The organism is Pseudomonas putida, assembly GCF_025905425.1.
Taxonomy (GTDB): Bacteria; Pseudomonadota; Gammaproteobacteria; order Pseudomonadales; family Pseudomonadaceae; genus Aquipseudomonas; species Aquipseudomonas putida_AF.
The window spans coordinates 1110408-1122992 of sequence record NZ_CP109603.1; the positions used below are offsets into that span (position 1 = coordinate 1110408).

At 53.7% G+C, this 12585-nt stretch carries 10 protein-coding genes and 1 tRNA gene; 5 read left to right on the forward strand and 6 right to left on the reverse strand.

Annotation, left to right across the window (positions count from 1 at the left end; genetic code table 11):
* Positions 1–26 precede the first annotated feature (26 nt).
* From OGV19_RS05040 to OGV19_RS05050, 3 genes are all read left to right on the forward strand, one after another.
* Positions 27–1829, forward strand: coding sequence for a tyrosine-type recombinase/integrase (locus tag OGV19_RS05040; RefSeq protein ID WP_264312402.1), 1803 nt, complete (start codon positions 27–29; stop codon positions 1827–1829).
* A tRNA-OTHER gene (locus OGV19_RS05045) sits at positions 1810–1901 on the forward strand. Before OGV19_RS05040 ends, OGV19_RS05045 begins: the two co-directional genes overlap by 20 nt.
* 752 nt (positions 1902–2653) lie before the next feature.
* Complete coding sequence (locus OGV19_RS05050; RefSeq protein WP_264312403.1) at positions 2654–3625, forward strand: KAP family P-loop NTPase fold protein; 972 nt, start codon at positions 2654–2656, stop codon at positions 3623–3625.
* Positions 3626–3928: 303 nt separating this feature from the next.
* On the opposite strand, the gene OGV19_RS05055 is transcribed toward OGV19_RS05050, so the two are convergent.
* The 5 genes from OGV19_RS05055 to OGV19_RS05075 all read right to left on the reverse strand — a co-directional run bounded on the left by OGV19_RS05055 (position 3929) and on the right by OGV19_RS05075 (position 9712).
* Positions 3929–4339 carry a hypothetical protein gene (locus OGV19_RS05055; RefSeq protein WP_264312404.1) on the reverse strand — a complete coding sequence of 137 codons (411 nt, stop codon included), beginning with the start codon at positions 4337–4339 and terminating at the stop codon, positions 3929–3931.
* 156 nt (positions 4340–4495) lie between these two features.
* Positions 4496–5245 carry a hypothetical protein gene (locus OGV19_RS05060; protein WP_264312405.1) on the reverse strand — a complete coding sequence of 250 codons (750 nt, stop codon included), beginning with the start codon at positions 5243–5245 and terminating at the stop codon, positions 4496–4498.
* Between the two features lie 9 nt (positions 5246–5254).
* Positions 5255–6151 (reverse strand): ComEC/Rec2 family competence protein, encoded by an 897-nt coding sequence (locus OGV19_RS05065; RefSeq protein WP_264312406.1) that lies wholly within the window; start codon positions 6149–6151, stop codon positions 5255–5257.
* 154 nt (positions 6152–6305) lie between these two features.
* Positions 6306–8534 (reverse strand): anti-phage 6A-MBL system cap2_3 protein, encoded by a 2229-nt coding sequence (locus tag OGV19_RS05070; RefSeq protein WP_264312407.1) that lies wholly within the window; start codon positions 8532–8534, stop codon positions 6306–6308.
* Positions 8531–9712, reverse strand: coding sequence for an anti-phage 6A-MBL system MBL-fold protein (locus OGV19_RS05075; protein ID WP_264312408.1), 1182 nt, complete (start codon positions 9710–9712; stop codon positions 8531–8533). Before OGV19_RS05075 ends, OGV19_RS05070 begins: the two co-directional genes overlap by 4 nt.
* Before the next feature lie 1050 nt (positions 9713–10762).
* Here OGV19_RS05075 and OGV19_RS05080 point away from each other — a divergent pair.
* Both OGV19_RS05080 and OGV19_RS05085 read left to right on the forward strand, forming a co-directional pair.
* A complete protein-coding gene (locus OGV19_RS05080) occupies positions 10763–10972 on the forward strand; it encodes a hypothetical protein (RefSeq protein ID WP_264312409.1) in 210 nt (69 codons plus the stop codon).
* A 17-nt stretch (positions 10973–10989) separates the two neighbouring features.
* The gene (locus OGV19_RS05085; RefSeq protein WP_264312410.1) at positions 10990–11199 is read left to right on the forward strand and encodes a hypothetical protein; all 210 of its coding nucleotides are present in this window, start codon (positions 10990–10992) and stop codon (positions 11197–11199) included.
* A 417-nt stretch (positions 11200–11616) separates the two neighbouring features.
* On the opposite strand, the gene OGV19_RS05090 is transcribed toward OGV19_RS05085, so the two are convergent.
* Positions 11617–12357: a hypothetical protein gene (locus tag OGV19_RS05090; protein ID WP_264312411.1), complete on the reverse strand. Its 741-nt coding sequence runs from the start codon at positions 12355–12357 to the stop codon at positions 11617–11619.
* Between the last annotated feature and the right edge of the window lie 228 nt (positions 12358–12585).

Genomic DNA, 12585 nt, shown 5'->3' on the forward strand with positions numbered 1-12585 from the left:
GCCCCTGACAGATTCAGGAGGTCACCATGGCACTCACGGAAATGGCGATTCGGCATGCTCGAGTCACCGCAAAGGAGTACACGCTCGCAGACAGTGACGGCTTGTTCCTCAATGTCACTGCCCAAGGCAGTAAGATCTGGCATTTCCGCTACTACTGGGAGGGCCGGCAGAAGCGCATGTCCTTCGGCAGTTACCCGCAGGTGGGGCTGCGTGACGCGCGAAAGCGGCGAGATGAGGCACGAGCGCTCCTAGCTCAGGGATGCAATCCCTGTGAACAGCGCAAGCAGCAGCGTGTAGCCGTGCGCCTTGCCAGTGATCAGACCTTCGATGCTGTCTTTGAGCAATGGATTGCCTTTCGTAGGCTTAGTCTCAAAGAAGGGCGACAAAGCACGCTGTCGCAGATCCTGCGCATTTTTGCGAAAGACATACAGCCCTACATTGGCGAACAATCGATCCATGAGATCAATCGGCATGTGCTTATGGATCTGCTCAGCCGTATCGAGTGCAGGAAGGCCTTCACTACGGCGGAGAAGTGCCGGACCTGGCTCAATCAGCTGTTCCGCTACGCATTGGTGCGAATAGCGGGCCTTGAGCACAATCCTGCCGCAGATCTCGATGTCGTGGCGGTGCCCAAGCCGCCGGTGGAGCACAATCCCTTCCTGCGCATGGAGGAGATTCCGCACTTCCTGGGCAAACTACGTGCGTGCCGCGGCTCGCAACAGACGCAACTCGGTATACGCCTGTTGTTGCTGACCGGAGTCCGTACCGGTGAGTTGCGTCTGGCGACTCCCGATCAGTTTGATCTAGAGCGCCGTCTTTGGACCATCCCGCCGGAGGTGGTCAAGCAGCTCCAGCTCAAGATGCGCAAAACGCGTCGTCAAACCGCCAAGGTGCCACCCTATATCGTTCCGCTCTCTATCCAAGCGACCGAAGTCGTGCGGCTGTTGCTGGATCAGGTGGTGCCGGCACAACGGCATCTACTCACCCATCGCAGCGATCTGAGCAAACGCATCAGCGAGAACACGCTGAACAGTGCGTTGCGACGTATGGGATTTGCTGACCGGCTTACGGGGCACGGTGTGAGGGCGACGATCTCAACGGCGCTCAACGAGATCGGTTATCCGAAGATCTGGATTGATGCGCAGCTTTCACATGCTGATCCTGACAAGGTGAGTTCGGCATATAACCATGCGGAGTACGTCGAGCAACGCCGTACGATGATGCAGGATTGGGCCAATCGATTAGACCTGTGGATGCAGGGACACGCTAAGGCGGCGAGCTCGCCGTTAACTATTCGATTGGAGGGGGCATCGCAGCTGTCGCTCGGGTTGCAGAGTTTACCTCTCACTCCCGTACGCAATGTCATGAAGCCACAAATGCCTCTAGTCGTTGAAGGCAGTAAGGTTTCAGCGGATCGATTCGACACATCGGAAGCGTCTGGTGTTCGGCTGGTTTCTGATATTCAAAGAGAACGGGCGGAGATGCTTGGGATCTACGAAGCAGCGACCAATTTACCTCTCCTCTCATTTGCACGGCTGGCCGGAAAATCGCGAGATCAAATCAACCGTGATATCAAGGCACGACGTCTGCTGTCACTTAGCTTGGGGAATCGAGGTCAGCGAATTCCTGACTGGCAGCTGGATCCGCTGAAGCACAAGCTAGTTCTTGCTATCTTCAAATCGTTGCCTCAGCTCGAGGCTTGGGAAGTCTATCGTTTGCTAAGTGAGCCCCACGATAGGCTCAGAGGGCGTACACCGCTCGATGTTGTGCAGCCAGGGAATTTTGAGAGCATCTTGTCATCATTGATTCGGGGGCGACGATCGGCGTAGATGGTCTTTTGTCCAATCTCTCCTTGCATGGGGTGCAAGGGGTCGAGTGTTCGAATCACTCCGTCCCGACCAAAAAACTCCAAGAAATCCAGTCACTTAATGGTGACTGGATTTTTTTATGCCTATGCGTTTTTCGGCAATGGGGGTTTTTGCCCCACTTTTTGCCCCACCGAAGATTTTTGATGACTAAGGCGTTTTTTGATTGCCCGCACCGTGGTGCTGGCGCTAACCACGTGCCTTGGCCGTGAACCCGTGAGAATCTGGATTCAATTGTTGGATCGGAGAGTTAGAAGCCCGCTCCGCTCTCGTTGAGTACCAGCCCATGCGTTTTGCCTCAGTCCGTAGCTCTGAGGTATGCCGAGGGTGCGTCGTAGCGATGCTGCCTAGTTGGCATGGGGCGAAGGGAGGTATCGCTAAACGATTTTTGAGTTCGAATTCCTACGCTTCCGCCACTATTTTTCATTAAAGCCCTGATTTTTCAGGGCTTTTTTGTGTCTAGACGTTTTTGGTCCCCCATCTGGTCCCCCATTTTTCGTTAGGCTTCCCTTGGTACTTGGCGGATTGTGATGGATGTATTGGGGGAGAGGTTCAAACCTCAGCATTGCTTCCAGAATGGGACTCTGAAGCTGCATCTCGGCTTTGTATATCTCTCCAGCGCCGATGGCGGCGTCTTACAAGCGAAACCAGAGTCTGTTTCTATCATGTTGAGGGCGACTCATTCATAAGCTGTCGCCTCCGGTCAGCCCGTCCTTGATATTAGCGCTTGATGGCTCATTGCCTGTATAACTAAATCCCTCAGCAGATTGCAGGCGATGGAGAGCGCAGTGTTCTTAAACGACCAGGAAACCGCAACGGACTTGCTGTACTACAGCGCGATCTCCAAGACGGTTGTGAGGCTTATCAAAGATACCCCGGACACCCCCATCACCATTGGTGTGCACGGGGATTGGGGTGCCGGTAAGTCGAGCGTCCTGCGCATGACACAGGATGAGCTCAAAGCCAACGATCGTGTCTGCTGCATCTGGTTTAACGGCTGGACGTTCGAAGGGTTTGAAGACGCCAAAACAGTAGTTATCGAGACGATCGTCGATGAGCTGAAGCGAGCCAGGCCAGACTCAGCAAAAGTGAAAGCCGCTGCGGCTAAGGTGCTCAAGCGTGTTGATTGGCTGAAGGTCGCGCGCAAAGCCGGCGGCTTCGCGTTCACTGCCATGACCGGCATCCCCACCATGGATCAGTTGAAGGGGGTGTATGACCTGGTCACGTCCGTGGTCGCCAATCCATCGGATCATGTGAGCAAGGATGATCTGAAGGGCGCTGCCGAGAAGATCGGCGACTTCCTCAAGGAGGGCGGTGACGACTCCGAGAAGCTCCCTGAGCACATCCATAAATTCCGAGAGGAATTCAAAGAGCTGCTGGACGCCGCCGACATCGACCAGCTCGTTGTCATCGTGGACGACCTCGACCGGTGCCTGCCGAAAACGGCCATCGAAACGTTGGAAGCGATACGGCTGTTCCTGTTCGTTGAGCGCACCGCGTTCGTTATCGGTGCTGATGAAGCCATGATCGAATATGCGGTACGTGAGCATTTCCCAGACCTCCCGCAAAGCTCGGGCCCGTCGAACTACGCACGTAACTACCTCGAGAAGCTCATTCAGGTACCGTTCCGCATCCCGGCGCTTGGCTTGGCCGAGACGCGTGTCTACATTCGTATATTACAAAGCTGCACTGGTTTATATGAAGTGCGAGATTTCTTAAGGCATAAGCAGGTGTGTGCAATTGCCATGGTTTCTCTCTAAGTGTAAGTTCTAAATTGCACTTCAGGCATAAACGCCGATGCCAAGTTCTTGAAAATCCGCTTTAATCCAAAGCAATGAGAGCGTTTTGCGCGGCTTGCCCACCTCAAATGATAAAAATATTCCACCGATGACCTCATTCCGGTATGCGATGTTGTATGCGGCACCACGGTTGCCAAAAATTTTAGGGGGCGTGGATCCATCTATGCTCTCATCTTCCTCTGGATGCTCGTAATCAGCTGGATGATAAGCATCCTAAGTTTGCGCCAATGTGCTCTCTGTGGGCGATTTTGCGCTATCAATATGCTAGGCGGAAACTAATTGAGCATGTTTTTTTTCAACGATATTGAGCAAGTCATCGGCAGACTGACACGTTGGAGAGAGGAGGGCGAGTCGTACTACCTCGTAGGCATGAGCAGCTGATTCATATGGGTAGTGACTTTCGTCATAGCTCCAGCCGGCGAGTTCCAATGCGGCGCATTTTAGTTTGCGGCCGGCGCTCCAGCCGCTCCAGCCTTCCCATTTAGCCTCGGACCTCACCAGGCCCAGGCTCCGACCGGTTCGCTCAATAAAGCTTTGATCTTTTTTCAATGCTTCTTGCGCTAGGCTGTTAATTTGTCCTTCGACTAATAAGTAAGTAGGCAGTGGTCCTTCTATACGAGTCATCTCGTGAGCATTGATTGGCAGGCGCTGACGTAGTTCATTAAGTGTTGACATGAGTTTTTCCTTGCTAAGTTTTATGGCCAGCAGAGCTTGAACTGCGCGTCACTCGTCCTGCTGGCTATTCGTTAAAGATGAGCAGGCCTATCCTTTCTCGCGCAACGCATGGCACGAGAGAGAAAACGCCTTAATCCGGATCAGCAGGAGGATTAACTAACTTACCTGTTCGCAGCTGGCGAACAAGCGTTTAGCATACGCAAAACCCCGAACTCGAACCCAGTCGTGGTTCACCAAGAACAACCAACACAGTAATATGAACAGATCTACCCCGGTAGCAGCGAGCAGGATCGGGTGCTTTGCCAAAGCTGGCAGGCTCCACTGCTGCAGGGGCAGTCCCACAGCGAGGTAAAGGCCGATTAAGCACAGAACGAGACTGCTCAAGGTCAGCAGGATTCCGATAGGCTTGCACGCCGTGAGGTTGCGTGCAAATCCATAGTCCACGTTCTCATTGAAGATCATAGAATACTGTTTGGTGTCCCGCGTTTTCTCACGAAGGAAGTTGGTAGCAGATCGGTACATCTCGTCCGCAGATTTTGGATCAGCCTTTTCTTCAGCTTCAGTGATTATGGCAAAGTCCTTGATCTGTTCTGCCAGGCGCTGCATGTAGCGTTTTTTAGTGGGTCGCTCCACTGTGTCATCGGAGTGCCTGAGTACGATTGTGGTCGGTGCGCCCCCCCACGCCTTATACAGTTTTTCCTGAAGCTTGTTTCCTTTGCTGGACATTTGGCTAGCCGCAAATGCGATCACCCCGAATGATACGAGGAAGGTTGTGAGTACCCCGCCCCAAGATCGCGCCGCCTCAAAAAATGCCACCACATAGACAACTACTGGCAATATCAACAGCAAGGCAGGCTTAATCCTGGCACTGTATTTATACGGATCAAAAAATTTGCTGAAATCCATATTGACCTCTCAGAGAGTGTATTCCGTCTCTACTTCAAGTGAACCAATGTAGCCAGGGAAGCGGCTCTCGCCTTCATTGATCAACGACTTGTGCTTGTACGTCTCCTTGGAGGCATAGAAGTGCACGAAATTATCTTTGCAGTCCATGGTGATATGGCCTGCGCTGTTCTGCGTGATGGTGTGATAGCCCGTGTAGTAGTGCATGTCGCGACTGGGTGCCTCACCTATCACGATAATTTGAGGATCGAGTTTTTCTAGCCAGGAATCCGGGATTTTTCCGGATTTGCGTCCGTGATGCGATGCGAAGACGATGGTGGTTTTCTCGAGTTCGATGTCATCGACGATACTTTCCATAAACTCAGTTTCCAAGTCGCCCAACCACATGAAACTCGCGCCGCCCTTGATGGAGTATCGCAGTACGCACGACACGTTATTAGGACTCTCACCGGCATCACACTTGCGTAGGGCCTCGATGAAATTGGGATTGGACACATTCGGCCAGAGGACATGGATGCCGGCTCCTGGCCGAGTGTCGTCGCTCTGGTTCAGCCATCGGCGACGCACTCCTTTTTCCAAAAAGAACGATTTCTTTCCGTCTCGCAGGGCTTTGTAGTGCAGAAGGGAGTCCGTCAAATTGTCTTTCTGAACGTCATTCTTCACACAGTAGAAATTGTTGATCGGAAGCGCCTTGTCCAGGTGTTCAATTCCACGGAAATGATCCTCGTCAGGATGGGTGCAAATGAAGCGGTTCATCGTTTTGGTTCGGGAAACCTGCTTCAGCTCCGCGATGATCTCATCTACATTGTCTGCTTTTAGGTTGCAGTCGATCATGGTGAAGTTGTCGCTGGCGTGTACGATGTAAAACATGTCGCCATTGCCTACGGATAAACTTTTTATTACTGGCATGCCGCCTCCAAATTTGAATGCCTCAATAATCGATCGCGTTGTTCAGGCGCAAAGCAACCGTTCTCCGAAAAGGAGAAGTTTTAAGAAATATTGAATTCGTAGCGTGTCGCGAACCGCCCGTAGCAGGAGGCTTTTAAGCTATTTCCGTAGGTTTTTAGTTGATATAGACTCCCAGCTCGGTATCCGAAACGATCAACATCACCGCTGGCAGACCTTCGACTTTCATCCTGCTTACCAAGGTCGCAAACAGCACGTGATCGTCGGCGCTTGGTTTGACTGGATAGCCATCGGGATGCGAGTGCCAATCCCCGACATAATCAACAATGCCTGCGGTGAGCTGGTGCACTTTCTTGAGTTCATCCAGTTGCCCCTCTTCCCCCCGAATGAAGTGGGTGGGGCTTGACTCGCTGTCGGGCGGCGGCGGCATGGTATCGACGAGGACGATGGTCTTACTTTTCAAGTCAGTGATGCCGAGAATCGATCCTCCAGTCTCGTTGGGGAGAGCCGATAGCCTTTGGGCATTGATCTTCTCGACGAGGCCTCCGTCATATTTCACGGACCATTCGCCAACCTTCGTGCACATGACTGGATGAATTTGCACCTCATGGGCCTCAACGCTGCCCGTCTCTTCATCCAGCGTTGAAACCAAGATTTTGGCATCCGCCCCGGTGACTACCTTGCGCAGTTGCCGAGAGATCAACCCTGCATGGACATGGATGTTTTCATTGGACATCCGGAACGATATATCCCGGCAGCCGCCCCCTACCCATCGATCCCCTAGGTGGTTGCTGAGATGAGTCTGGCCCCAAGGGCTGGACAAGATGGCCCGGTAGTACTGACCCTCCAGGGCATCGGCACGCGTCAGCCGCGCCGAGTCCTCGAGCAAGATGACGTTGGACATCCCGGACGGGGTAAGGAAGACACTAGCGATCCGAGGAGCCTGCTCCCGTAGCGCCAAATCGCGAGGGGCAGCCAAGGTCGTCGTTGCGTCTACCAGTAGCTCAGCATTTTTGATCGCCTCGTGAATGTGCACGTCATCGGCCAAAATTCCCTTGGCGATGGCGCTTGGAGTCGGCTCCCCTGGGTAGATGTGTCGCATCATCTCCTGCAGCACATCCGCTTTTCGAAAACCGATGTAGTGGTCGTCAGCGACATGCCTGGCGACGTTGTGCGGTAGCAACAGATCCGGGTCGACATATGTCCAGGTGCCCCAAGCCAAGCGAGCCCAGATGTCGGCGAGCATGCCTCCGAGCGCTCCTGCTCCTGCCAGTACGCCCTTGAAACTTGCTGTCGCAGGGTCGACAGCCGACAGGTCTCGAGCAAACTCAGCGTTCAAGGAGCCTCGTACCTCAACGGGTCGAATGCTGAGCTCTCTCCAGGTCGTTCCTGTGTAACCTCCAATTGACAATGCTGGGTAATAGATTCCCTGGGGAGTGGGCGGGGCCAGCATCTCAAATGAAGCTGCCAGATCGAACAGACTGATCTCCAGCATGTAGCCTTTGACATCCATCCGCTCTACCTCGCCATTACGTAGCCTTGGCACCCAAGCCAGGATCAGAATGCCTTGCTTATCATTCTGTTCAGACTGACGAAGCCCGCCGGATGCGGCCTCGTGTACAGCGTCAGCAAGATGAGCGGAGAGCTCGCTTCCCCATTCAACCAACTGGTCATGTAGCTCACCCAAGTTGATTGGGAACATGACCACCGAGGTTGGCTCGACGGGTTCCACCATGATATTCAGCAGTTGATAGCCGGACTTCTTGGGCGATGTGGCGGTGTCTACAGTTGCGCGCAGCGTTATCTTGCCGATGCTATCGGTCATCTCGACGCGCAGCTTGCATTCTCCGTTAGCCAGCTTCGTCGTATCCAGAGCAGGCAGGATGAGCTGGAAAGGACTTTCGTAAAACATCTGTTCCAGAGGCTGATCGTCGCGATGCAGACGAAGCTCCGATGACTGCCGTAGCCACCAGAACATTCGCTCCAGAAAGCGCTCAGCGGTCCAGACCCTCTCAACCGCGCTCCAATCTACGTCGTAGAGGCAGAGGATTGTTGGCATGCCCGGTGCCGAGCTGTGGAGATGGGACAGCGTCGGGAAATCCTTGCGCAACGCATGCACCGTAACAGGGACACGAAGCCGCGGATTTACCGCAATCGCCATCATTTCTACGCGGTGAATTCCACCTGGATTTGAGCCTGCGATCGTCCCATCGCCCGCTTCTATGACGACGTACTCCGTTACGCCGCCAGCTTCGCTTTTCTGCCGAAGCTCCAGGAAGTCGACCCCCGAGAACCCCTTGCATGCCTGTACCAAGGCTTTGGTACAGGCATGCATAGGCTCGGCCTGATCGCTCAATGGTTCACCCACCACGTAGAAGCTAGTCATTTTTTAAGGGCTCCTGCGCGAGGGGCAGCAGCAGCAGCTGCCGAAGTCGCCGCAGCGGCAACCCCTACTACAGCTTTGATAACCGTGCCATCAGAGGCCGTCTCAAGTTCGAGGACGCCTTTGGAACCGTCCTCTTCCGTGCAGGCAAACCAGCCGTTGACCCCACGTAAGATTGCCTTGTATTCACGCTTGGCGCGAATGCAAGGTGGATCGTTGAAATCGTCGACGATCTTCTTACTGCTGGAAACGATTGTGGCGGACTGCTTTGCCTGGCCGAGAGCATTGCGAGCCCGCGCAGAGACCTTCGCGTCTTCACCTTTGCCCGACCAGCTATCCCAGGACAGCGTGTGCCAAGAGCAATGGTGCGGAGCGAGCAACAGGTCGTATGCGAGCGTTTCAGGCTTGTCTTTGAAGCGATCCCACATCCGTTCCCAGATCAGCACCTCAGCATCACCTCCTACGAAGAAACGGGTGCGTTTGGTGCTGAATTGTGACGGGGCAATCTCCATGTTCATGACGATGCTGGACTCGTTCTTGGTCAGTTCCTCTTCTAGAGCAGCATTATCCTCATGAGGTGCAGGCGCCAGAAGCTGGGCCCGGAACACAGGCGAAGAAGTCCCGTCGATCTCGCTGAACCATTCGTCTGACTTGACCAAGATCGGGCGAAGATCGTCGGTTTTGCCATCCACGTCCTCACCCATGATCTTGATGCGGTTGCCGCTGAATGCATAACCGTGATCGCGCCAGTACTGAACACGACGACGCGCCTCTTTGTTGAACGCACTCGCGTCATCGCACAGCGTGTGACTCTTCGAGCGCCGCCGGAAAACCAGAGGAGATGACCAGAGCTCACGGATGATGATGCGTTTTTCCCACCGGTCTTTTTTGTCGTCCGGATACTGGTCAGGTGGGCCCAACCAGAAATGACTGCTCAGGCCACCGCAGTGATCTTTGTCCGGGTGGCTCAGCATGAAGGCATCAACATAAGGACGATCCTTATCGTCACGCGACAGGCGTTCACGCAGAGCTCGAGCCACGTCGGGGGTGTCATCATTCGGGTCATCAGCCTTCGCCCGAATGTGGCAGTCGATCAGAATGGTTGTAACGTTGAAGTCCGCCAGGCGCACGAGGGTCATATCCCCGTTGCCGACTTGGAAGAAAGTAAACTTAGCTGGCACTCGAATCTCCTGCGCTATCTGCAAAACAGCACCCAGGAAACAGCAGGGCACTATCTTTCAGTCGCTGAAAAACGTTTATAGTTTCTCGCCTCCGCCAATCAAGAGAAAGGCGAACCACGAATGATTAATCGCTTTAGCAAGTTGTTTTTACGCAATATGTGCTGAGTGCGGATTTCGGGAGAATCGGGCAGTGTTAGAGAAGCTCATCACTGGCTGGCTTGATCAACCAACCGGCGCGCTGGCCGAGCATTCACCATGCACATCATCCGCCCGTTCTTTCGCTGGCCGCTGTGGCGGGGCAACCCAATGGTTCACCCTCGCGCACCTAGCACCACCCCAGGAAATCCGTTTCGAGGCCGCGTAGGAAGCACTACATCTAGTGCGTGCTTGCCTAGCTGACTACAACATAATCAAGAAAATACCGATCCGCAAGCGGTTAGGGTGCGAGTAAATTGAGCGCAAACCACCTTTTGGATCCGATTTTTTTGACTGTATGCATGCACAGCCCACGTGTTTCAAGGGTTTGACAATTTTTATGAGACGCAAATTGTTACAATTCGATGGGTTTAGCATTTTCACCTCCGCGACGGTATATGACGTTCTCTTCTAAAACGTCTGAAAACCGACATCCATTCATTTCAACTTGACGACAGCTACTTGTTGGGAGTCCGCACTTTTGAGCTGCAGTTGTTATCTATTCTCAGATGAGCCGATAAACACCCAGTCGAGTTTGTTGAAAGTATTAATCAATCTATTTGAGGTTTTTTGATTCTCTGCGTGTGCGGCTCCCGCTAGGGCATGAGCCTCGATCAGCAATGGCAGAGAATTCCTTTCCGAGGCTGGCTTCCTCGGAGACTGGGGATCTGGAAACATTCCTCTATCAACGTGGTGGAGCTGGGGGCGCTGCAAAAATGAGATGGACCTGCGCCGACCAAAGGAAATTTTGAATGTCCGCTGAGGGGGCGATTGCAGCAGTCACAGGCCTTGGCGGATCTCTTCGCCGGCTCCAGGACCTCTATACTGCTCGGGTCAGACTGCCAGGTGATTGCTATGAAACGATCAATCGAGGGACTAGCTGAGGCTGGTGAAGGGCTGATCCAGAAAGCGATCGATGCACAGTACCGCCTGCGACAGGCTGAGGCAGCCGGTGCGCTACCTGAAGAGATCGAACTCTTCAGGGCGGTCGCGGATTTACGCTATCGATTGGTGACCGAGCATCAGCTCATCACCCGCGGTAAAGCGCCGCACATCCTGCATTGACACCGGGGGAGTGATTCGTGAATCGAGATGTGACGAAGGTACTTCTTCCGGATCATCAAGCCTTCTCCGATGCAATGGAGGCCATGAAGCGCTACCACCAAGCAAAGGATCTTGGTGCGCCGCCTGAAGAGGTTAAGCGCCTGAAGATTCTGGCTGAGTCGCTGCTACAAGCCCTCAACGACTACCAGTTGCATGCGCTCGGCGGGCCTGGTTACACGTCACATTGATGGGGCTAGTGGCCGGCTGCTATCCAGGACAAGGTGGGCATTTCAGTTATGTTGATGACTGGTGTCCCGGCCAGGCAGGTAGGCGAGTCGGCAGATCGCTGGAGGTGGGAAGAAATCAGTTCCAAAACTGAAACGGCGACCCTTGCAGAACGCGGCCTGTAGCCGTACTCAAGTGCAGCAGAGCGATGCTACCTCTCCCTGGCACCAGTAAGATCAGGCACTTGGGCGAGAATATGACTGCAGCGAGCTTTGAACTCAGTGCAGCAAATTGCTCCGTGCTGGACGCTCTCGGCGCAGGCTGCGACGGAGACGCCTGGACCTGGTGCTGGCGTCCCCCACGGCCCCGCAGCTGAATGCCTGCGCACGTCCACGAGCGCAGCCTAGCGGCTTCGTTAAACCGCTAACCTGCAACCTTCCTCAAAGTGAGTTTTCGTGCTTGGGAGCAACATGCTGCCGTCCAGATGTCGGCTCTTTTGTCTCCCTTGTGACAGCCTCCAACGAAGGAGAAGCAGGCGAATCAAGGGAGGGTGAGGCATCGTCATGGAGGGTTTCCGGGTGATCCTCCAGATACTTCTGGAATCGGCAGGCAACTCTGTAGCTCTCTCGACCAAACATCACTATACCCGCACTGAAAGTGAAAATGAGCACCTGAAACAGACCTAGGAACACTGCATTTATCGATGCCCCCTGGTACATGACTGCCACGCCGACTACTGCGCCTACCGCTAGAAGGCACCATGCGAAGATCAGTGATATCCAGGCGCCTGCGACATCAGATCCAGTGATTCTGAGCCTTGGCTCGGGATGTTCAGGTGAGACATGCAGATATCGAGCAATTTGGCGGATTTGCCAGCTATTCCAGTGACCTAGCAAGGCAAGCTTTACCAGAAGATCCGCTTTCCTCTTGTTCGTCCTGACTCCGCTTACGATTCGATAATTCTCAAGATAGATAGCTTCATCAAGATACCGAGCGTAGGGGCCTTGGGCGGTTTCGTCGGCTCGTAACTCCTTCAGTAGCTTATGACGTCGTCGAGTCCAGTGGCCGTCATACAGCGAAACAGACTTGGATAACCTCGTCCATGCGAGGTAAATCACGCTGCATACTGCGGCAATCTCAGTAATTCCGCCTTGGAATTGCGGCCATAACTCTTGAAGCATGAGCAATTTCTCTCAACCAAAAAACCATAATGCCATCATCAAGCCTCGGTGTTCATGTTCTGTACGCAGGTGCGGGCCGCACAACCAAGCTTGGCGCGTAAGAATGGCAGGTTTTACAGAATGATGATTTCGCAGTGAGTCGAATCAGTTCGTCAGCGCAGCGCCAGTCACTAATGTCCTTGTTGGTCTCAATGTCAGTGACCATCTCATTGATAGATTTTGGGAAGG